Source organism: Corynebacterium sp. (genome assembly GCF_030826625.1).
GTDB lineage: Bacteria > Actinomycetota > Actinomycetes > Mycobacteriales > Mycobacteriaceae > Corynebacterium.
Map to the genome: position 1 here is coordinate 1 of NZ_JAPJNQ010000037.1, position 21565 is coordinate 21565.

The window sequence follows — 21565 nt, forward strand, 5'->3', positions numbered from 1 at the left end:
CTGAAACGCGCGCGTGACGCCGCCGCTGCGGCCCAGATGGCGGTCGACGATATGGAAGCCGAAATCCTGCGCATCCAGCAAGATGAGCGCAAACTCAAACGCCGCAACATCGACAATAAAAAACAGCTGGCCACTGAACAAGACCCAGAGATCCGCAAAGACCTCGAGCACGATAAATACACCACGAAATCCCGCATCGCGGATTTGATGAGCGAGCTGCAAGAAGCCCACAACGAGATCCACGCACTGCGGCAAAACCGTGATGTACACGGTGCGAAGATTGACCAAGCCGAAAAAGAACTCGAGGCGGCTAAGCGGGCTGCCGATGCTGCCGATGCTGCGAAAACCGAACAGCCTGACCCAGCTGAAAATATCGAGAAGCTGCGTTCGGAACTGGCAGAACACGCCCCGGAAGCCCTTGCCGCCTATGATTCGGTGCGCGAAGAAAACGGAGTTGGCGTGGCACGGTTTACCGGCCGGGGCTGCGGCGGCTGCTATATCCAGTTACCGCCAGCCGAGCAATCCGCTGTCCGCGGCGCCAAGCCAGAAGATCTGCCGGAATGCCCAGATTGCGGCACCTACCTGGTGCGCGGCGAAAGGGATTAAGGAGCACTAGCCATGAAACTGATTATCTACGCCGATGGCGGCTCACGCGGAAACCCTGGCATCGCAGGCTCCGGCACAGTGGTTTATGCTGCCGATGGCACCACCGTGCTGCGCGAGATCGTGTATGTCGTCGGCAAGAAAGCCAGTAACAACGTCGCGGAATACCACGGCCTGTTGCGCGGGTTGGAAGCCGCGGTGGAACTCGGTGCAGATGAAATCGACTTCTTCATGGACTCCCGCCTGGTGGTTGAGCAGATGAACGGTCGCTGGAAGATCAAACACCCCGACATGAAAGAGCTCGGGCTCACTGGGCGCAAGTTGATGAACCAGCTGGGGTCGGTGAACTTGAGCTGGGTGCGCCGGGAGGACAACAAAGTTGCCGATGCGCTGTCGAATGAAGCCATGGATGCGGCGGCGGCAGGTCACGCGCCGGGCGTCGTTGCTCGGGGCGATGAGCTTGCCGACGACGCGGGTGACGATGCGAGTGCTAATGCTGGTTCCGGTGCGAGCGATGGAGCCGCCGGCGCCAGCGAGGGTGCTGGTTCCGGCGCCGATGCACAATCTGCAGCAGCCTCGACCGGATCGCATGCTTCGTGGACGGGTGCGACCTGCCAGCCAACGACCCTGATTTTGGTACGCCATGGCCAAACCGCGTACTCCGCCGAACACCGTTATTGCGGCCACAGCGATATCGAACTGACCGAGACCGGCGTGCAGCAGGCAGAAGCCTCAGCTGCTGCGGCGGTGGCGCGCGGCCAGATTGATCTGGTGGTGGCCTCGCCGATGCAGCGGTGCCAGGTGACGGCCCAGAAAATCGCAGAAAAAACTGGCGCGCCCCTGGAGACCCACGACGCATTAATCGAGGCGGATTTCGGTAACTGGGAAGGACTGACGTTTCAGCAGGCTAGTGACGACGATGCCGAGCTGCATGAGGCATGGATTTCGGATGCTGCACTTGCCCCACCGGGCGGTGAATCACTGGCACAGCTGCACCGTAGGGTGCGCGAGTTTCGTAAACAACTCGTCGCCAAGCACCCGGGTAAAACCATCGCAGTGGTCAGCCACGTGAACCCGATTAAATCGTTGATCCGGCAGGGCCTGAATGCTGGTCCGGCGACGTTTAGCCACCTGTTTTTAGATCTCGCCAGCATCGGCGTGGTGAAGTTTTATGACGAAAATTCCCCGGTGCCTTCTGCCGTCGTCAGCGTCAACGACACCGCGCACCTGCGCTAGTGCTGCGATGGCGCCCGGGCTTTGCCGCAGTTCCAGTTTCTCTTTTGCTAGCCGTTTTTCCAGCTCGCTTGCGCGGGCGTGCGCGTTCGGCAAAGATAGAGCGAGTGAATGAGCCGGCCGGGCGATCGCGGCTGACAAACCGCATGTGCTTTTTGCGCGTGCACGTGAAGGTCGAGGAAAGTCCGGACTCCACAGAGCACGGTGGTTGCTAACAGCAACCCAGGGAAACCTGCGGGCAAGTGCAACAGAAAGTAGACCGCCAGCGTGCTCGTCGCAAGCAATTGCGTCGAGTGTGCAGGTGAGGGTGAAAGGGTGCGGTAAGAGCGCACCAGCATGTCAGGTGACTGGCGTGGCTAGGTAAACCCCATCGGGAGCAAGGCATCATGGCGCGCCACGTCGCGCGCTTGCTCGGATGTTCGAGGGCTGCTCGCCCGATATTCGAAGGTAGCTGCTTGAAGCCACCAGCAATGGCTGGCTCAGATGGATGATCGCCCACGCGCTGTTCGGGCGCGGGACAGAATCCGGCTTATAGGCTGGCTCATTCACTTTATGCCGGTCAGTAACAAAAATGTTCAGCGGCAAAGCAATTTTCAGCGGCAAAGCCCAAGATTTTATAAAACCTTTGCGATTTCACCAGGAAAAAGTTGCGTGACGACGAGCCCATCAGCCGACAAATCACTGCTGAAATTAGCGGCCTTTTTCTTGTCGACGTAGGCAATGACCGCATTCGACGTTCCCGCGGCTGCCGCACGGGCACCGATTGCTCCGCGCGCTTGGCACAGCTGCGCGAGTTCGTCGGCGGCCACCAAACCGTAATCCGCCTGCAAAGCCCGTTGCGATTCCTGCAGCAGAGCCCAAATATCGCGCGCGCGTTGCGAGCGCAAAGCGTGGGCGAAACGCTGCACGCGTTCAGTTTCCGCGGCATGAAACTCCAACCAGGTTTGCGACTCGTGCAATTCCGGATAGCCGGCAGCGCCATGAACCTGGTGCACCGCGGCAAGCCATTGTGTTACGCGCGCCGGGGCGTCGGGCAGCAAACGGAGCGACTGTGCACCAAAAGCTTGACGTGCAGCATCCACGAATCGGTTCCGGGTGCGGATCTCGTCGGATTGATCGGGGCAAGCAGCTGGAGTGTCTGCAGACTGCGCTTCGTTCTTCCCTGCGCGTTGTGGAATAGGTGGAACAGCCACCGCAAATGCCGCCAGGTCACGGTTCACAGGGTGCACGGCTGAGGTCAACGAACCATCGGCATAATCAATCACCGCGACCTGCGTGCCAGAGCCGCGCAAGGCAGCCGAATAACGTGCCCGCAACGTTGCCGTGCCGGAAAACAATTCGCCGGCCTGCGCACAGACCTCGGCGAGCCGGGCGCGCAGCGGAGCCTCGTCGACATCCGGCGCCTCAGCTTGCAGAGCCAAAGCAAGCGCCGTATCAATCGCGGCGTATTCTCCCAGGCCAGAGTCCGGGCTGATTGTAGAAACCACAACGATATTCATGCCACTGGTTTCGCGAGACAATAGCTGGCGTTGAATCATCATCCACACGATCCCACCAAGTCGCTGGGCTAGGCCACCACGCGGTAGCGGGGGCGTGGTTGGTTTTCCGGTCTCGTCAACTTCGGGTTGTTGCTGGGAAAACAGCTCAGCGATTTCGTCGAAGGTTGAACAGTCCGTAGAACCGTCGGCAAGCCCTGTTCGACGGAAATGAATCTGAAACTTCTGGTCCTCGCGCGGAGATACCGCCACTGCCGCGCGCTGGCTGGCCACGCTCATGATGACGACGCCACCGGCATGATCGACGTGCTCACCAATGACAGGCCAGGTTGCTGGTGCCTCGGCTTGCTGGTGCGGTGTCATGCCGAACAGTTCCTTGTGCCAGGCGGCGGCAGCGTCGGCAGGGGAGACGTCGTCAGCAAAAACACTCGGCTGGGGCGCAGCAGGCATGGGCGAGGTTAACTCCTTGGAATAATCAGCAAACTCTGGACGACGGCGGACCGGCATGCTTGCTTGATCAAGCACCGTCGTTTTGACAATCTTGCGCGATTTTACCTGTTTGCCTGCGCCGGTGGGTAGCCAGATTTATAGTAAAACTGCGGACAACATGAATCGAAAAGGAGTAGCGCATGGCGAATGCAGATGAACAATGGTTTTTCGATCCAGTCACAGGAGAAGTCACCGAAGGTAAGGTTTCCGGGTGGAAAAACCGGATGGGACCTTATGACAGCAAAGAGCTTGCCGAAAATGCGTTCGAAATTGCCAAAAAGCGCAACGATGCCGCTGACCAGGCAGAAGACGATGATGATGACTGGGGACGGCCTGCATCCTGGGAGAAATAATCTGAGAACGGCCCCGAAGTGAGCATGGTTGCCTAGACTGGAATCCATGAACAGCCAACACGATTACGTCTTGCGTACCGTCGAAGAGCGCGACGTGCGCTTTATCCGCCTGTGGTTTACCGACATCACTGGTGCGTTAAAGTCCGTCGACATGTCGCCAGCGGAGCTGGAAAACGCGTTCGAGGAAGGCGTCGGCTTCGATGGTTCCTCGGTGGAGGGGTTTTCACGCGTGGCAGAGTCTGACACCATCGCGATGCCTGATCCCTCCACGTTTAAAATTATGCCCTCGGAAAGCGATAACCAGGCGCTGCTTACCGCGCGCATGTTCTGCGATATCGTCCAACCCGATGGCAGCCCGTCGGTCGTTGACCCGCGCAACATCTTGCGTCGGCAGGTTAATGAAGCTGCCGACGACGGCTTTACCTGCATGATCGGCCCGGAAATCGAGTTTTATTTGCTGCAGCAAACCGAGGACGAAGCAGACCTGCGTCCGACGGATAACGGCGGATATTTCGATCAGTCGACGATGAACCTGGCCCCGGAATTTCGCCGCACCGCGATTCAGATGCTGGAAAACGTCGGCATTGTCACCGAATTTTCGCACCACGAAACCAGCCCTGGCCAGCAGGAGATCGATCTGCGCCATACTGATGCGCTGACCATGTCGGATAACATCATGACCTTCCGCTATTTGATTAAGAAGGTTGCGCAACAACAAGGCGCGCGGGCAACCTTCATGCCGAAACCGCACAAAGAATGGACGGGTTCAGGCATGCACACCCACATGTCTCTCTTTGAGGGCGATAGCAATGCTTTCCATGACCCGGACGATGAATTCTGCTTGTCGACGACGGCCAAACAATTCATCGCTGGCATTTTGCATCACGCGCCAGAATTGACTGCGGTGACAAACCAATGGGTGAATTCGTATAAGCGTTTGATGTTCGGAAACGAGGCGCCCGGCGCCGCGACCTGGGGTGTTTCTAACCGTTCGGCGATGGTGCGTGTGCCGACGTACCGGCTGAACAAACCCGAATCGCGTCGGATTGAAGTCCGCAGCCTGGATTCTTCAGCGAACCCGTATTTGGCATATTCCGTGCTGTTGGCTGCTGGGCTGCGCGGGATCCGTGAGCGCTACGAGCTGGGTGATCCCGCCGAAGATAACGTGCAGGAACTCACCCGCCGAGAACGCCGTGCGATGGGGTATATCGACCTGCCTAACTCACTGGATCATGCCCTGCGCAAGCTAGAAAACTCGGAATTCATGGCAGAAGTGTTGGGTGAGAATGTCTTTGAATTTTTCTTGCGCTCGAAGTGGGAAGAATTCCGCGCATATCAACAGCACATCACGCCTTTCGAGCTGCACAATAACTTGAACTATTAGGTCCCGCGCCAAAACCTGAACAACGAATCGGGGCACCGTTTGTACACACGGTGCCTAAACAACTAATTCCGAAGAGCTGATCGCACCGTGACTTCGAACCGTTCATCTGTTCCTTCAACCGCCACACTGGGATTATCCAGCACGAAAGCCGGCGATGATATCAACTGGTTGGGGTGGAATAACGAGGACGATGCTGCTTTATTGTGGTGTTTAGCGGCGGCTTCTGACCAAGACCTCGCACTCAACACGCTGATGCGCATGGCAGGAAACCTCCCCGATGATGGCGCTGAACTTAGCGCCCAGCTGCGCGAGAATGAAGCGTTGCGAGTGCGCTTTTTCGCTCTGCTCGGCGGTTCGACGCTGTTGGGTGATCACATGGCTGCTCACCCAGAGACTTGGAAAGAGCTCTGCAAACCTTTGCCAGAGCCCGAGGAGATGTTTCAGCAAATGCTGGGGGCAGTCGGGGCACAACCGGCGGATTTCGCGGAAACTGTGGATTCTGCACAGCCTGCAGATGAGCCCGAATCTGCAGGTGAGACCAAATCTGCCGGTGATGGTGCCAGCACAGGGGAAGATACCAGTGGCGAGGAACCGGACCCAGCGAGTGCAGACTTGTCGACGCCCGGTACCTACCGCGCCAGTGTCACCGGCAGCGATGCCACCTGCGCGCTGCGTGATAGATACCGCACCCTGATGCTACGCATCGCTGCGCATGATTTAGCGGGAAGCTATTTCTCTCGTAAAGGCCAGACCGAACCACAGCCGAAATTGTTGTTCAGCACGATCACCGGTGCGCTCTCAAACCTGGCGGACGCGGCGCTGACGGCTGCTCTTTCGGTCGCGGTGGCCGAAGTCTACGGTCCGGTCAGCGATGATGCTGCAGAAAGTGCGGAAAATACAACTGAGAGCTCGGACAAACCCGCGAAGTCGAGCAAAAAGCGCAAGCCCGCCAAGCCGGTCGATGCACGACTAGCAGTCATTGCGATGGGCAAGTGCGGTGCACAAGAGCTGAACTATATCTCGGATGTGGACGTCATCTTCGTTGCCGAACCGGCTAGCAACAAAGCCACCCGGTTGGCCGCGGAATTTAACCGCATCGGCTCGGCAGCTTTTTTCGAAGTTGATCCCAACTTGCGGCCCGAAGGTAAATCTGGAGCGCTGGTTCGCACCCTCGAATCGCACGTGAAATATTACCGTCGGTGGGCCGAGACCTGGGAGTTCCAGGCCCTACTCAAAGCCCGCGCCCAAACCGGTTACCTGCCGTTGGGGCACCGCTATGAAGACGCGATCCGCCCGATGGTGTGGACGGCGTCTGAGCGTGATTCATTCGTCGAAGATGTCCAAGCGATGCGTCGCCGGGTGCTTGCTAACGTGCCGAAAGACATGCGCACCCGGGAATTGAAACTCGGCACCGGTGGCATGCGTGATGTCGAATTTGCGGTGCAATTGTTGCAACTAGTCCACGGCCGTTCAGATGAGCGTTTGCGCGTACTCTCAACTGTCCGCGCGCTCGACGCTCTCAAAGAATCCGGATATATCGGACGGGAAGATTCCTGGCAGCTCATCGAAGCTTATGAATTTTTGCGGCTGTTGGAGCACCGCCTGCAACTGCAGCGATTCCGCCGTACCCACACCATGCCCGCAGACGATGACACCGAGGCGCTGCAGTGGTTGGCGCGCTCGGCAGGGTTCGATGCCCAGGGCTCGAAGTCGTCATGTGACCTGATGGTCAGTCACCTGCGCAAAGTACGCTTGCGTATTTCCGAGCTACACTCGCGCCTGTTTTACCGTCCACTGTTGGATGCCGTGGCCTCGATGTCCGCCGAAGAGCTCAAGCTGTCGCCGCGGGCGGCGAAACTGCAGCTATCCGCGCTGGGGTATCGACACCCAGGCCGCGCATTTGATCATCTGACCAAACTAGCCTCGGGAACGTCCCGCAAGGCAGGCATCCAGTCGATCCTGCTGCCCGGATTGATGGAGTGGTTGGCCGAAACCGCTGATCCCGACGCAGGCTTGCTCAACTACCGCAAACTTTCCGATGCTGCCTTCGATCGTTCCTGGTTCCTACGGATGCTGCGCGACGAAGGGATCGTCGGCAAGCGCTTGATGTCAATTTTGGGCAATTCGCCGTATACAGCTGAATTGATCATCAACTCACCCGATACGGTGAAATTACTTTCCGATGGCGCCAACGGCCCGAAATTCCTGGAAACGAACCCCCAGCAAGTCTCGAAATCACTGGTGAACTCGTCGAAGCGCCACGCGGACCCAGACAAAGCCGTCGCGGTAGCACGATCTTTACGACGTGTTGAGCTCGCGCGTATCGCTGCAGCAGATCAGCTGGGGTTCATGCCGGTAGAGCGCGTGTGCCGCGAGTTATCGCTGATCTGGGATGCCGTGCTGGAGGCAGCGATCCGCGCAGAAGTGCGCGCAAGTTTGCGTGAGTTGGATCGTGAAGAACCGCCTGCGCGCATCGCGGTCATCGGCATGGGCAGGCTTGGCGGCCAGGAACTCGGATTCGGTTCTGACGCCGACGTGCTCATGGTTGCCGAGCCCGCCGAAGGCGAAGACGAATCAGAGGCGCTGAAATGGGCGAAGAAAATCGTCGACAAGCTACGCACCCGCCTGGCAAAACCTTCCGGCGATCCGCCACTCGAGGTGGACCTGGGGCTGCGCCCGGAAGGCCGGAGTGGGGCGATCGTGCGCACAATTTCTTCCTACCGGCGCTACTACTCACAATGGGGTGAGGCCTGGGAGATTCAAGCACTGCTACGCGCCAACGTCGTCGCCGGTGATGCCGAAGTGGGCCAGGCGTTTATCGAGATGATCAATGATTTCCGCTACCCAGCCAGCGGGATTTCGGATTCCACGATTCGTGAAATCCGCCGTATTAAAGCACGCGTGGATAACGAACGCCTGCCGCGGGGTGCCGATCGCAATACGCACACCAAACTCGGCCGCGGAGGTCTGACGGACGTGGAATGGACCGTGCAATTGCTGATTCTGATGCACGCGGCCGAACACCATGAGCTGCGCACACCCTCCACCCTCGATGCACTCGATGCGTTGCGCGACTGCGAAATTTTAAGCACGACTGATGTCCAGCGTCTGCGTGAGGCGTGGTTGATGGCGACTAACGCCCGCAATGCACTGGTGTTAGTCCGTGGAAAGCGCATCGACCAACTACCACAACCCGGCAACCACCTGGCCCAAGTCGCAAGCGTGGCCGGTTGGGCACCGGAAGATAATCAGGAATTCCTCGAGGCATATTTGAAAGCAACCCGACACGCGCGCCGGGTGGTGGACCAAGTGTTTTGGGGTGAACCGGACTCATACGAATACGATTAGCGAACCACTGGACAGCTCAACGCGGTTAAACTAGGCAACAACAGCTAGTACAGCCAGGCGAAAGGACACGGTCATGGGATTATCTATTTCTTTCAATGTCGACAATGCCACTGTGGCTGACCTCAAAGAGATGGTCACCATGGCAGAGCGCATGGGGATCAGCAGCGATACTTATCTCGAATTCGATGATGCTTCGCGTCACCTGCGCGTCGACAGCGATGGGCTGAATGAGAGCAAAGCCGCGGAAATCCGCAAACAGCAGGCCGAAGAAGCTTTGCAGGCTGGCAAACAACGTCAGACAGAAGAAAACCTACAGACAGAAGTGGATGCCCCACAGCCTGGTCATCCGCGCGATGGCGGGGAATGGTCCGATGTTTTTGATCGCGTGACGCGCAGCGTGAATAACAATCCGGTGACCCAACAAATTGGTGATGCTGCGATGCGCTCACTCGGCGATTTTTTGTCGGGACGTCGCAATCCGCCGCGTTATTAGGATTTATGAGAATCTCTCGTCGCACGGCGATACTAGTTTTGCCTGCTTAACTAATTAATATACATAGCTTATTGACAGGAATGTATATAGCTTTAATCACAGAACGCAGTTATGCTGTGCCTTGTTCAAGCGTCATAGGCAGAATAATCGCATACAAGGGAGATTGCCCATATGCCGAAACTGAAAACTAGCATGCGCAACTCACCACGCAGGTGGTGGATCTGGGGCATGTTCGGCGTGGTTACCGTCGTAGCCGGTGCCTTAGTTTTTTATGCCGTGATCAGTAATGATGATAAGCAGGAAGCACGCACTGTTGGATCCATGATCAGCGACCAGCAGCACCCCTTCGAAGATCATGCTGCCGCCGCACAGAGTTTTGACGCCACGCCGGGCCCAGAATCTTCAGTCACCATCTATACGAGCAGGCTCGCAGAACTCGCTACACTGTTGGGACTTTCTAACGAGCACTTGAATTACGAAAATTGGCCAGAAATCGTTCTCACCGTCGATAACGAAGACCGCGCCGCGATGCGTATCGTCTTGGAAAGCATTCTTAATGAAGCCGTCCAACGTGGCGAAATTTCTTATGTCGACCGCGATCGCGTGCTCTACACCTTTGACCTAGGGCTCATCGACGCCCCGCTCAGCGCAATCGCAGAGCAAACAGCCGCTGAAAACTCTGGAGAAGCAGCCCCACAGGGGACGCAGGAACCTGAGCAACCGGCCAACGCTGGTGTCAACGGTGCCAACGGCACTAACAGCGCTAAACCGGACTCCAGCGCTTAGCGATCCCGGTTTTTCTTTTGCGCGGATTTCGGATCCGTCGTCTGGTGAATCATCAGTGCACGCGGTTGCGAGCGAGTAGCTTGTGCGTCGCCCGTGCGCTGGGCAGCGCGCATACGCCACGCGGTAGCAAGCAATAAGCCAGTCATACCGACGGCCCACACAGCACCGCCAGCCCAAGCTGCGTGCTGAAAATCAGCCCAAGAATATTCACCGCCGTCGGCAGACAAATCCAACACGATGCCAATGCCCTGAGAGGCCGCCATACCGGAGACAAAACCTCCCATATTCGCCAAACCCGTAGCCGTCGCCACCCCCGTGCGTGAAACGCCTTCACGGACATTATCGAAACCATAATTCGCTGCTGCGCCACAGATAGCGATGACAACGTTGACCACGATGATCGCAGCGACACCACGCGGGGTAGAGGTCATGAAGAACAATACCCACGTGAGCACCATCGTCGACGAGAAGATCATAACCGCCCAGTGCCGGGTGCTTCCCAGACGCGCGGACAACATGCCGTGCAACGGTCCGGAAATCACGGTGACAATGGTATTGATCGCCATGACCATCCCAGCTTGCTCAGGGCTTAAGCCCATGCCCAAGGTCATGAGCGGAAAACCCCACATGAGCAGAAAAAATACCTGGAACATCAAGCAGGAATAGTGCATAAAAAACCCTTGCCACACCACCGGGGCGCCCACTAACTTGCGCAAGCGTATAGCCAATGAATCGCTGTTCGCCGCTGCCGTCGACCCTGCAGGCCCTGCACTTGCTGAATCCGCCGACGCCGTGCCAGCCGACGCAGAACCTGCCTCCTGCACACGGTCGACGTCGGGAAGATCTTTAATCACGAATACAGCAAGCCCCGCCACCAGCATGCTCGCGGCACCCAAAGTGATAAACGCCGCCGTCCAGCCCGTAGCACCCAGCAGAGCCAAAAACGGCACTGCAGAAATAAACTGGCCAGTTTGGCCAATAGCGCCAGTCAACTGCGTGAACAACGGGCTTTTCCGCAACGGGAACCAGTACGGAATCAAACGCATCACCGCTAAAAACGCGGAAGCATCGCCTACACCAATCAACACGCGCGCACCAATCGCCAGCGGATACGACGTCGTCAAGGCCAAGACGAATTGTCCGATGCCCATGAGAGCCGCACCGAAAATCACCATTGCCCGTGGGCCGAACTTATCAATTCCCAACCCCGTCGGAATTTGCGCCAACGCATACACACCCATCTGCACCGCGGCAAAAACCGCGATACGGGAAGCATCAACGCCAAAGCGATCAATGGCATCGACGCTGGCGACGCCGAACGAGGTGCGCCCAGTGATCGCGACGATATAGCAAGCCACACCCCCAAACCAGACCAATAGCGCCCGGCGAGTGACCACTTCGCGCGGGTGCGGTGCCGACGGGGCAGATTCAGCGCGTAATTCCATAAAAGTAATTGTAGGCAGACGGTAAGATAATGCCCGTGGACTATATCTCAACTCGTGACACCCAGGCCCAACCCGCACAATTTACCGACATCCTGCTCGGCGGGCTCGCCGCCGACGGCGGTCTCTACCTGCCAGCACACTATCCAAAACTAGACAGCGAAGTGCTGGAAAAATTCCGCGAGATTTCCCTCACCAACGGCTACGCCGCACTAGCCGCTGAAGTGCTGAAATTATTCGTCGACGACATCCCCGCCGCTGAGCTCGAAGCCATGGCGCGCCGGGCCTATAACGTCGACAAGTTTGCCCACGAAGAGATCGTGCCGGTGAGCAAGTTGGACGAACAGTTTTATATCGGCCACCTTTCTGAAGGTCCAACTGCTGCGTTTAAAGACATGGCGATGCAGCTATTGGGTGAATTGTTTGAATATGAATTAGCCCAGCGGGAAACCACGCTGAATATTCTGGGTGCGACCTCGGGCGATACTGGCTCCTCGGCAGAATATGCGATGCGCGGGCGCCAAGGCATCCGGGTGTTCATGCTGACGCCGAAAGGCCGTATGACACCTTTCCAGCAATCGCAGATGTTTGGCTTGGACGACAAGAATATTTTTAATATTGCCCTCGATGGTGTCTTCGATGATTGCCAAGACGTCGTCAAGGCCGTCAGCGCGGATGAGGCCTTTAAGCGCGATTACCGTATCGGTGCGGTCAATTCCATTAACTGGGCGCGACTACTGGCGCAGATCGTGTATTACGTTTCCTGCTGGATCAAGGTCACGGAGAGCACCGGTGATCACCAGCAAACGGTGTCGTTTAGCGTGCCTACCGGCAACTTCGGTGATATTTGTGCAGGCCACATCGCCCGCCAGATGGGGCTGCCGATCGATCGCTTGATCGTCGCCACGAATGAAAACGATGTGCTCGATGAGTTTTTCCGCACCGGGCAATACCGTCCGCGCTCGGCAGCCGATACTCATGAGACTTCCTCGCCATCGATGGATATTTCCCGGGCGTCGAATTTCGAGCGTTTTATCGCGGATTTGTTGGATCGCGATGCCACGCAGGTGGCTGATTTGTTTGGCCGGCGCATCAAAGATGGTGGTTTCGAGCTTGACGACGAGCTACTGGCCCGCGCACGAGATGAATTTGGTTTTGTCTCTGGCCGTTCATTGCACTCCGATCGCTTGTCGACGATCGCCCGGGTCAACTCAGATCACGGGATTGTGGTGGACCCTCACACCGCAGACGGCATCAAGGTAGCTGCGGATGCGGTGGCAGAACACGGCATCACTAGTCCAGTGGTCTGCTTGGAGACTGCACTGCCGGTGAAGTTCGCTGAAACCATCGAAGAGGCCTTGGGCTCGGCACCAGAGATACCAGCGCGTTTCGCTGGAATCATGGATGCCGGCCGGCACGTGGTGGATCTGGATAACGATGCTGACAAGGTCAAAGCCTATATTCGTGAATCCATTGCGGATACCGAGGTGCGTTAACCGCTGTGGGGGTTATACTCTGAATCTATGATCGGGCAGCAGCAAACGTGGCAGGCGGGGCAGGAAACACCGCGGCTGTTGAATCGTGCGCTGCACCCAGGAAAATTTCTGCGCCTGCTTCCCGTGCTCTGCGCGTCGCTGTTGGTGCTGAGCGCGTGTAGCAGCGCAGAATTTGGCGCTGCTGGCAGCGGTTTTCCTGGTTCAGGTTGGTTTTCGCCGAATTTGTCTGAGGGCGGGCAAGCGCCAGCTGATCATGGGCAAGCAGAACCACAGCCACTACCAGCGCCACCGCCACGCGCGGATGCTTTAACAGGTGCGGACCAGCAACAACTTTTGCGGGAACCGCAATCGCAGACTCGCATTATCCACCCCGTGGCAGCGCCGCTGGCACCAGGGGCACCGATTGATATTTCTACTCACATTCCTGCACCTGGCGAGCAATTTCACTACAACATCTGTACCGTAGCCTATTCTTTTACCGCCGATGATGGCACGGGTTATGCCATCACTGCCTCGCACTGCGGACGCGACGGTGATCTAGCGTGGGCAGGTCAAGCGAATAATCGATTCCATTGGCCAGCAGAACCCATCGGGACATTTATCTACTCAGATTTATACACTCTGAATTCTTCTGATCTCGATATTGCAATCATTGAACTTAACCCAAATGCCTATGATGCGAGTCTGGCTGGTGGGGCAGAAGCCGCCATCAACCCGATGCCGACGGCCATTGCTGAACGGTTGGATTTTCTGCCGGAGCACGTGTGTAAAAACGGGCGGATTACCGGCGAGACCTGTGGACGCACTACGGCATCACAAGCACTGGGCAAACTGAATACCCATGACGGCACGGTGCTCAACGCGCGTTCTGCGCGGGCGGCGCTGTGTGCGACGACTGGTGATTCAGGCGGGCCGGTATATGCGGAGATCAACGGTGAGAAAGTGATCGTCGGTTTGGTTTCTGGCACAACTACCCAACAGGCCGCACACCAATGTCACCTGGAAGAAACGGGCGCGGATGCTGAAGCCGAAGCCGAGATCAGCGTTTCCTATACCCCGGCCACGGAGTTTCAGCGGATCATCAGCAACATCGTCCCACAGGTGTCTGCCACGACTGAGGTGTGGTAATCGCCTCCGGTTAGAATGTTGGTATGGCAACCCCCGAATTCATCACTGAACTGCGCGCACACGTCGGCACGGCCCCGTTGTGGGTACCGGCGACTACTACGGTAGTTATCCGGGACGTTCCTGCCGACGCCCCGATCTGGGAAGTACCCACCGTGTTGTTGGTCAAACGCGCCGATTCTGGGGCCTGGACGCCGATCGGAGGGATTTGTGAACCGGGGGAGCAGCCGCATGTGACCGCAGTGCGGGAAGTCAAAGAAGAAACAGGCTTGGACATCACACCGGTGGCGGTACTTGGCGTCGGCGCGGTGGGGCCGGTGACTTACGCGAACGGTGATGTCTGCAATTTCATGGATACGGCGATCTCTGCGCGCCTGCTCGGAGACTACGATCAGCAGCCCGTCGTCGCCGATGATGAATCTACGGAAACGCAATGGTGCTCTGTCGCGCATTTGCCGCAATCAGTGTCTGCCCGGCACCGTTTGGTGATCGCCGATGCAGTCGCACAGATGAAAAACCCGGCACGGTTCCAACCGCGCATGGGATTTAGCAAGCGCAATAGCTAGGCAGTAGTTGATTGCCGACGGCCTGGTTTCGCTGCCCTAACAGGGGCTTGTAGATTAGACAACATGGCGGAGAACAAACGAAGCTGGCTAGATGGGCCAGCCATTCCCGGCGAAAACGAAGATCCTTATGCACCCAGCCGGTGGCCAGGGGAGAAGCTCGGCATGCCACAACATGGCCGTGGAGCCTTGGCACCGGTGGGCAGGCGCGCTTTGGCAGTGCTCATCGATTGGTTCGTGGCACTCGCGCTGGCCTTTGGCGTGCGTTATGGGCTGACCAGCGCCGATCTGAGCGAAGGCTCGACAACGACGTGGAATTACGTGTTGTGGATCGTTATGGGCATAGTATTTGGATGGCTATTTGCCCGTACCCCCGGCATGATGCTGTTGGGCATGGGGGTAGCCCGCGTGGACGCAGAAGAACGCGTCGGGTTGTGGCGCGCGGTGGTGCGCACCTTGCTCACGGCATGCTTTTTCCCAGCCGTGATGGTTGATTCGGATGGCCGCGGCATGCACGATCGTGCAACAGGCACTGCAGTCATCCGCACCAGCTAGTTAGCGAAGATTATTTGCCCTTCTTGGCGTTCATTCGGCGCATACGACGGTTCATGCCGGAAGGGTTTTGTGCCTGGTTTGGCAGCGGGCCCTTGGGCATACCAGCGCCAGGCCCAGAGGTGGCGTCCATGGCTTCGATGCGGGCGTTGATCTCGTAGACATCATTCTTGCTGTAATTCCGTGGCAGTTTGAGCAGTTTACGCTGCAGTTTGCCCAGCGGAACCTGGTTTTCGCCGGTGCCGGTATAAATCACGTGAACCGGCACGCCACCCGCGATGCGGTCAATGCGTCGGCGTTCTTTTTCTACGATCTTTTCCAGGCGCTTCGGGGAACCCTCACCGACGAACACGACGCCTGGGTTACCGACCACTCGGTGCAGCAAATCCTGCTGGCGGGTCATGCCCACACCCTGTTTGGTAAACCAAACGATGCCGAAGGTGTTACGCAGGTTATCCAACGTCCAACCAGCAGCGCCTGGTTGGTCTTCGACGCGCTTGTACATCGACGACTGCAAACGGCGAGTAAAAATCCACATCGCGACAACAGCACCCAGCACGATGCCGACCGGCAGCATGAACCATTGACCGCCCCACAACGTCCCGAGCAAGAAAACCGCCACGGTGATACCGATGAGCGCAAGCAGCATCAAAGGGATCAGCGCTTTATCATCCTTGCGCTGCATGTTGAATGCTTGCCACATTTGCGAGAACGTTTGCTTGCGCTGCGCTCGCTTGGCCTTTTTCATTTCGCGTTTTTGTGCTTTGATCGCGGACTTGTTGCTCTTCGCCTTGTCGTCTTTCGCCATGTCTCTCACTTTAAAGGGTGTGTAATAAAATTAGAAAACTTTTAGGTGTCTCAGACCTAATTCAGGTATGCGCCATTACCCAATTCATAACAAAACGCGCCCCGGGCCGGAACCCGAAGCGCGGTCTCAGCAGAATGCGCGCTTGAAAGAAACTTTAGCGGGTGGTCACTGGGGTTTCTTCCGAAGCACCGTACTTGTTCAACAACGAAGAAGCCTCTTGTGCCGTTGGGCCTTGCGAAGTCTCCGCGAGATGCGAGAGACGCTCCGGCAGTTCGCGGCCGCGTGCCTTCATTGCCTGCACATATAACTTGCCGGCGCGGTAGGACGAACGCACCAGCGGGCCTGCCATGACTGCGCCATAACCCATCTCCCGGGCGGCTTTGGAGTGTGCGACGAATTCTTCTGGGCGCACCCAACGCTCAATGGGATGGAACAGTGGACCAGGCCGCAGGTACTGCGTAATGGTGATGATATCCGTGCCCGCATCGCGCAGATCCTGCAAAGTATCCAGGACTTCCTGCTCAGTCTCGCCCATGCCGAGAATCAAGTTCGACTTGGTAATCAAACCATAATCGTGTGCCTGCCGGATGACATCCAACGAGCGGTCGTAGCGGAAAGCCGGACGAATGCGCTTGAAGATGCGCGGTACCGTCTCTAAGTTGTGCGCGAAAACCTCTGGCTCGGCCTCGAAGACTTCCTGCAACAGATCAGGTTTGCCAGAGAAATCCGGGGTCAGGTTCTCAATACCGGTGTTTGGGTTGAGCTCTCGAATCTTGCGGACGATTTCTGCGTACAACCAAGCACCCTCGTCCTTAAGATCATCGCGGGTAACACCGGTGACGGTGGTGTAGTTGAGATCCATCTCGCGGATATTCTCTGCGACGCGTCGTGGCTCGTCGGTGTCTAACAACCCTGGCTTACCGGTTTTAATATCGCAGAAATCGCAGCGGCGGGTACACAGATCGCCGCCGATGAGGAATGTTGCCTCACGCGATTCCCAGCATTCGTGGATATTCGGGCAGCCAGCTTCCTGACACACCGTGTGCAGCCCGGCCCCGGCGACCTTGGCTTTCATGTCGCGGTATTCTGGGCCGTTGCGGACCTGGTTGCGGATCCACCGCGGCTTTTTCTCGATAGGATTTTCTGCGTTTCGCTTTTCAATGCGCAGCAGTTTGCGGCCTTCGGGGGTGACAGTCATAATGCCCCAGCCTACGCCTTGAAGTTTGTTCTGACTAGCTGCTAAGGCGCGTGACGTGCATCAGTAGTAGCTGTATCAGGAAAATCACGTCATGCTTAGGATGTGGCTTAGATCTTGTATAGATCGTGTATTGCTCTTGTACTTTTTGCGGTGGCGTTTTTTACTGCGGCGATTTCTACTGTGGAGACGGCCCCAGCTGTGAAGCATCCAGGTCATGATCACTGACGGCGAGCTCACCAGCCAATGCGCGCTGCAAAGATTCCTGTAGCAGCGGAATCATTTCTTCGGTAGTGACATCGCGGCCATGCTCGCGGGAAAGCGTGGTGACATCAGCATCGTCAATCCCGCAGGCAACAATGTGCTCATAAAAATCCAGCGTGTTATTACAGTTCAGCGACAAGCCGTGCATCGTCACCCCACGGGTGACCCGGATGCCCAGCGCCGCGATCTTGCGGTCACGCTTCGAGGCCTGCTTGTCGACGGCTTGCACACTGCGTGGCACCCAGACCCCCGAGCGACCCTCAATACGCCCGACCTTGGCGGTGCCGAACCTGTTCAGCGTGTCGATGATTGCTTCTTCTAGCCGACGCACATAATCGACGACGTCGACAGGCTCCGCCAGTTTGATGATGGGGTAGACGACCAACTGGCCGCGACCATGCCAGGTGATGCGGCCACCGCGGTCGACCTTGATCGTCGGCAAGCCATTCGTGGGCAGATCCGACGGTTGAGTGCGCTTGCCAGCGGTATAAACGTCGGGGTGCTCTAAAAACAACAGCTGGTCAGCGATTACGTCATCGGCGCGTTGGCGAGCTAATTTTGCCTGCAGATCCCAAGCCTGCTGGTAGTCAACCGTGCCGAGGCGTTGGATCTCAAGGGCTTCATCAGCACGAATGGAACGATCAGCGGGGAAAAACGGGGCACGCGGAGCAGTCATAGTGCTCAATTCTAACGCGCCCCGTGTGTAGTGGATTCGCTAGGCGATTTTTGTAGTCCGTGGTGATTTTTTGAAAAATCGACCGTCGAAATGCAGCACCAGGTAAATGGTGATCAGTGCGATGATGATGCCGAAGATGAAGCATGTGATGTAACCGATCGCAGGGCCAAGAATCGAGATGATGAAGGGGAAGGTGAAGCCGATATAAGTCAGTGAGTAGAAGGACGCGCTGGCAGCTCCGAGCTCATCATCTGGGGCAAGCCGTTGTGCTTCTTGTAAGCCGGAGGACATCAAGATTCCGTAAGCAAAGCCCAGCGGGATGGTGGCAACCAACCCTAAGACGACTCCAACGATGGAATCCTGCCAGATTGCGACGCAGATCGAGCACAGCATACCGACGATGATCAACGACAAGCCGTAAACGGCTGGTGGGTAGGTGCGCGAGCCACCGACATAGCGCTGGATGAGGTTGCCGAAGACCATCGCCAGACATGCGATTGTGCCGGTATAGACGACTGGGTGGTCCATCTGGGATTCGAGCAAACGAGTATTGACTGCGAAGGCGGTCGAGGCTGCACCAAAGACCCAGGGGCCGGATAGGCCGAGGGTGAGCCAGAAACGCTTGGTGTAGATCTGGCTGGCGAAGAGTTTGCCCTTGCCGGAACCTTCGGTGGGGATCGTTGGCGTATTCCAGACCAGCGGAGTGATGATGACGACCAGAACCAGATGCAGCAGGTAAGGGATCAGGTCGGGTTTTGGCAAGAACTCAGCGACGATGCCGGCTACTAGCGGGCCGCCAGCGAAGCCGGAAGTCAATGCGATGGTCGCACGTCGGGCACCTTGGATTGCAGGGCCAGGGGAGAGCTGCTTTAACCAGGCTGCACCGGAAGCCATGACCAAACCCGTCGCCAAGCCCGTGATGAAGCGACCGGCGCCGATGAAAAGCGCAGGGCCAAATGCACCCATAGCGAGAACTGCTGAGCCGATGAACGAAAGGATCAACGCTGGGCGGATGAGCGCGCGGCGACCGTAATTATCGGACATTGGGCCACCGATGATGAGCGCAGGAATCAAGCCCACGATGTAGATGGCGAGGAAGGCCGTCACTTGGCCATCGCTTAAGCCTGCTTCTAGGCGGTAGGAGACCATCAATGGGGCGAAGGCATTGGCGCCGAAGGCGACAACGAACATACCTAAGCCAACTCTTAACCAATCGCTGATACGCATACGTTCCTCTTTTGGCCGCTAGGAGATCGTGTCTTGTATGCCGTCGGGGTTGCACGACGACAGGAAAACATGTTGTGCATCACGCAACCGTGTGATCGCGGTTAACATGATGACCGTTATGTTACGTGATTTGCCTCATAACACGAAAAACCGGGCCTTCCGGCTGCGCTTCTTGCCGTAGTGGAAAGAAGTTGTGCAGCGGGAAGACCCGGCTGATTGGCCGTCCTCAGGTCAGCGCTAGTCGGGATGGCGCGATCGTGCCTGGAGACCAGCGTTAGAGGTCGAGGTCAGATTCGAAATCTGCGGTCTCGAGGCGGTCCTTGATCGTGGTGATGAAGCGACCAGCATCGGCACCATCGACGACCTGGTGGTCATAGGTGAATGGCAGGTAGCACATCTGACGGATCGCGATGGCGTCCTGGCCGTCTTCGGTGACGACGACCGGGCGCTTCTCGATGACTGCGGTGCCCAAGATGCCGGCCTGTGGCGGCACCAGGATTGGGGTATCCAACAGTGCGCCTTCCGAACCGATGTTGGTGACGGTGAAGGTGGCACCGGTCAGGTCGTTTGGCTTCAGCTTGTTGTTGCGTGCCCGATCTGCCAGATCAACGATCTCTGCGGCGATCTCCGGCAGCGTCTTATCCTGTGCCTTCTTGATGACCGGCGTCAACAGGCCCTTCGGAGTATCCACCGCGATAGCGACGTTGACGTCTGCGTGGTAGGTCATCTCTTGGGTCTCTGCATTGTACGAAGCGTTGACGTTCGGATGGGAAACCAGCGCTTCGACGGTTGCCTTGACGAAGAACGGCAGGAAGGTCAGTTTCGAACCGTGCTTGTCGACGAAGGCCTGCTTGTTGGCCTTGCGTAGGTTGGCGATGGCCGTCATGTCGATTTCTTGCACGTGCGTCAGCTGTGCAGAAATCTGCAGTGCTTCGACCATCTTCGACGCGGTGATCTGACGGATGCGGTTGACCTTCTGGGTGGTACCACGCAGCTCTGCCTTTTCTGGGTCGACAGACTTGGTGGACCAGTTGGAACCAGACTTCTTGGAATCCTTGCCGCCCTGTTCGGAGCCTGCAGCCGAAGAACCTGCGGATTCGCCTTCCACGGCAGCCATGACGTCTTGCTTGCGGATGCGTCCGCCAACGCCGGTGCCTTCCACGGAGTTCAAATCAACGCCGTGCTTGTCGGCGAGCTTGCGAACCAGCGGAGTCACATAAGGGACCTTGCCGGAGTTCTTCTTGCCGGAATCCTTCGAGTCCTTGGACGATTTCGCTGCGGACTTGGACTCTTCTTCCTTCTTGGAAGCAGACTCTTTGTCGTCAGACTTGGACTCTTGTTTTTCTTCGGACTTAGAGTCTTTGTTCTCGGAGGCAGCTTTGTCGTCTGCTGCGTCGTCTGCGTCATCCGAGTCGTCGGAATCATCGGCGCCGCCGGCTGCGGCGTCTTCGTCACCGATGCGGACGATGACATCGCCGACCTCGACGGTGTCGTCTTCGTCGGCAAGAATTTCGACGATGGTGCCTGCTACAGGTGATGGCACCTCGGTGTCGACCTTGTCGGTGGAGACTTCGAGAAGTGGTTCGTCTACTTCGACGGTGTCGCCGACGGACTTCAGCCACTGGGTGATGGTGCCTTCGGTAACGGATTCGCCGAGTTCTGGCATTTCGACGTCGGTCGCCTTGCCGGAACCGCCAGAAGACTTCTTCTCCGAAGATTCTTTCTTGTCTTCGTTGTCCTTGGAGGCAGCGTCCTTGGAGGCAGCTTTGTCGTCTGCTGCGTCGTCTGCGTCATCCGAGTCGTCGGAATCATCGGCGCCGCCGGCTGCGGCGTCTTCGTCACCGATGCGGACGATGACATCGCCGACCTCGACGGTGTCGTCTTCGTCGGCAAGAATTTCGACGATGGTGCCTGCTACAGGTGATGGCACCTCGGTGTCGACCTTGTCGGTGGAGACTTCGAGAAGTGGTTCGTCTACTTCGACGGTGTCGCCGACGGACTTCAGCCACTGGGTGATGGTGCCTTCGGTGAC

General features: G+C 57.4%; 18 protein-coding genes and 1 other RNA gene. 12 read left to right on the forward strand and 7 right to left on the reverse strand.

Annotated elements, in window-relative coordinates; genetic code table 11:
• The 3 genes from RCH87_RS05990 to rnpB all read left to right on the forward strand — a co-directional run.
• Positions 1-606 (forward strand): zinc ribbon domain-containing protein (locus RCH87_RS05990; protein WP_306515814.1); only part of this gene is annotated, 606 nt, incomplete at its 5' end.
• A gap of 12 nt (positions 607-618) precedes the next feature.
• Positions 619-1839 (forward strand): bifunctional RNase H/acid phosphatase, encoded by a 1221-nt coding sequence (locus RCH87_RS05995; RefSeq protein ID WP_306515815.1) that lies wholly within the window; start codon positions 619-621, stop codon positions 1837-1839.
• A 109-nt stretch (positions 1840-1948) separates the two neighbouring features.
• Positions 1949-2384, forward strand: an RNA gene (gene rnpB / locus RCH87_RS06000) — RNase P RNA component class A.
• Between the two features lie 66 nt (positions 2385-2450).
• On the opposite strand, the gene RCH87_RS06005 is transcribed toward rnpB, so the two are convergent.
• Positions 2451-3782 carry a galactokinase family protein gene (locus RCH87_RS06005; protein WP_306515816.1) on the reverse strand — a complete coding sequence of 444 codons (1332 nt, stop codon included), beginning with the start codon at positions 3780-3782 and terminating at the stop codon, positions 2451-2453.
• A gap of 179 nt (positions 3783-3961) precedes the next feature.
• On the opposite strand from RCH87_RS06005, the gene RCH87_RS06010 reads away from it, so the two are divergent.
• From RCH87_RS06010 to RCH87_RS06030, 5 genes are all read left to right on the forward strand, one after another.
• A complete protein-coding gene (locus RCH87_RS06010; RefSeq protein ID WP_306515817.1) occupies positions 3962-4174 on the forward strand; it encodes a hypothetical protein in 213 nt (70 codons plus the stop codon).
• Between the two features lie 46 nt (positions 4175-4220).
• Positions 4221-5558, forward strand: coding sequence for a type I glutamate--ammonia ligase (glnA, locus tag RCH87_RS06015; RefSeq protein WP_306515818.1), 1338 nt, complete (start codon positions 4221-4223; stop codon positions 5556-5558).
• An 87-nt stretch (positions 5559-5645) separates the two neighbouring features.
• Positions 5646-8906, forward strand: coding sequence for a bifunctional [glutamine synthetase] adenylyltransferase/[glutamine synthetase]-adenylyl-L-tyrosine phosphorylase (locus RCH87_RS06020; protein ID WP_306515819.1), 3261 nt, complete (start codon positions 5646-5648; stop codon positions 8904-8906).
• Between the two features lie 73 nt (positions 8907-8979).
• A complete protein-coding gene (locus tag RCH87_RS06025) occupies positions 8980-9399 on the forward strand; it encodes a hypothetical protein (RefSeq protein ID WP_306515820.1) in 420 nt (139 codons plus the stop codon).
• A 171-nt stretch (positions 9400-9570) separates the two neighbouring features.
• Positions 9571-10185 (forward strand): hypothetical protein, encoded by a 615-nt coding sequence (locus RCH87_RS06030; protein ID WP_306515821.1) that lies wholly within the window; start codon positions 9571-9573, stop codon positions 10183-10185.
• Here the strand turns inward: RCH87_RS06030 and RCH87_RS06035 are convergent.
• Entirely contained in the window at positions 10182-11630 is a 1449-nt protein-coding gene (locus RCH87_RS06035; protein WP_306515822.1) for a nitrate/nitrite transporter, read from the reverse strand. The genes RCH87_RS06030 and RCH87_RS06035 overlap by 4 nt on opposite strands.
• Before the next feature lie 35 nt (positions 11631-11665).
• Between RCH87_RS06035 and thrC the strand changes: the two genes are divergently transcribed.
• The 4 genes from thrC (at position 11666) to RCH87_RS06055 (ending at position 15366) form a co-directional block, all read left to right on the forward strand.
• Positions 11666-13123, forward strand: coding sequence for a threonine synthase (gene thrC, locus RCH87_RS06040; RefSeq protein ID WP_306515823.1), 1458 nt, complete (start codon positions 11666-11668; stop codon positions 13121-13123).
• Positions 13124-13150: 27 nt separating this feature from the next.
• A complete protein-coding gene (locus RCH87_RS06045) occupies positions 13151-14251 on the forward strand; it encodes a trypsin-like serine protease (protein ID WP_306515824.1) in 1101 nt (366 codons plus the stop codon).
• A gap of 23 nt (positions 14252-14274) precedes the next feature.
• On the forward strand, positions 14275-14814 hold the full coding sequence (locus tag RCH87_RS06050; protein ID WP_306515825.1) for an NUDIX domain-containing protein: 540 nt from the start codon (positions 14275-14277) through the stop codon (positions 14812-14814).
• A 63-nt stretch (positions 14815-14877) separates the two neighbouring features.
• The gene (locus tag RCH87_RS06055) at positions 14878-15366 is read left to right on the forward strand and encodes an RDD family protein (RefSeq protein ID WP_306515826.1); all 489 of its coding nucleotides are present in this window, start codon (positions 14878-14880) and stop codon (positions 15364-15366) included.
• Positions 15367-15376: 10 nt separating this feature from the next.
• On the opposite strand, the gene RCH87_RS06060 is transcribed toward RCH87_RS06055, so the two are convergent.
• The 5 genes from RCH87_RS06060 to sucB all read right to left on the reverse strand — a co-directional run.
• Positions 15377-16171, reverse strand: coding sequence for a DUF4191 domain-containing protein (locus tag RCH87_RS06060; RefSeq protein ID WP_306515827.1), 795 nt, complete (start codon positions 16169-16171; stop codon positions 15377-15379).
• Positions 16172-16325: 154 nt separating this feature from the next.
• The gene (lipA, locus tag RCH87_RS06065; RefSeq protein WP_306515828.1) at positions 16326-17369 is read right to left on the reverse strand and encodes a lipoyl synthase; all 1044 of its coding nucleotides are present in this window, start codon (positions 17367-17369) and stop codon (positions 16326-16328) included.
• Between the two features lie 175 nt (positions 17370-17544).
• Positions 17545-18306, reverse strand: a complete 762-nt coding sequence (gene lipB / locus RCH87_RS06070) for a lipoyl(octanoyl) transferase LipB (protein ID WP_306515829.1) — start codon at positions 18304-18306, stop codon at positions 17545-17547.
• Positions 18307-18345: 39 nt separating this feature from the next.
• Complete coding sequence (locus RCH87_RS06075) at positions 18346-19533, reverse strand: MFS transporter (RefSeq protein ID WP_306515830.1); 1188 nt, start codon at positions 19531-19533, stop codon at positions 18346-18348.
• A 274-nt stretch (positions 19534-19807) separates the two neighbouring features.
• Positions 19808-21565, reverse strand: a 1758-nt coding sequence (gene sucB / locus RCH87_RS06080; RefSeq protein ID WP_306515831.1) for a 2-oxoglutarate dehydrogenase, E2 component, dihydrolipoamide succinyltransferase, incomplete at its 5' end; no start/stop codon positions are given.

Bases quoted from the DNA above. Each gene is read 5' to 3' on its own strand.
- RCH87_RS05995 (WP_306515815.1), top strand. From the start codon at position 619: ATGAAACTGATTATCTACGCCGATGGCGGCTCACGCGGAAACCCTGGC.
- RCH87_RS06005 (WP_306515816.1), bottom strand. From the start codon at position 3,782: ATGCCTGCTGCGCCCCAGCCGAGTGTTTTTGCTGACGACGTCTCCCCT.
- RCH87_RS06010 (WP_306515817.1), top strand. From the start codon at position 3,962: ATGGCGAATGCAGATGAACAATGGTTTTTCGATCCAGTCACAGGAGAA.
- glnA (WP_306515818.1), top strand. From the start codon at position 4,221: ATGAACAGCCAACACGATTACGTCTTGCGTACCGTCGAAGAGCGCGAC.
- RCH87_RS06025 (WP_306515820.1), top strand. From the start codon at position 8,980: ATGGGATTATCTATTTCTTTCAATGTCGACAATGCCACTGTGGCTGAC.
- RCH87_RS06030 (WP_306515821.1), top strand. From the start codon at position 9,571: ATGCCGAAACTGAAAACTAGCATGCGCAACTCACCACGCAGGTGGTGG.
- RCH87_RS06035 (WP_306515822.1), bottom strand. From the start codon at position 11,630: ATGGAATTACGCGCTGAATCTGCCCCGTCGGCACCGCACCCGCGCGAA.
- RCH87_RS06045 (WP_306515824.1), top strand. From the start codon at position 13,151: ATGATCGGGCAGCAGCAAACGTGGCAGGCGGGGCAGGAAACACCGCGG.
- RCH87_RS06050 (WP_306515825.1), top strand. From the start codon at position 14,275: ATGGCAACCCCCGAATTCATCACTGAACTGCGCGCACACGTCGGCACG.
- RCH87_RS06055 (WP_306515826.1), top strand. From the start codon at position 14,878: ATGGCGGAGAACAAACGAAGCTGGCTAGATGGGCCAGCCATTCCCGGC.
- RCH87_RS06060 (WP_306515827.1), bottom strand. From the start codon at position 16,171: ATGGCGAAAGACGACAAGGCGAAGAGCAACAAGTCCGCGATCAAAGCA.
- lipA (WP_306515828.1), bottom strand. From the start codon at position 17,369: ATGACTGTCACCCCCGAAGGCCGCAAACTGCTGCGCATTGAAAAGCGA.
- lipB (WP_306515829.1), bottom strand. From the start codon at position 18,306: ATGACTGCTCCGCGTGCCCCGTTTTTCCCCGCTGATCGTTCCATTCGT.
- RCH87_RS06075 (WP_306515830.1), bottom strand. From the start codon at position 19,533: ATGCGTATCAGCGATTGGTTAAGAGTTGGCTTAGGTATGTTCGTTGTC.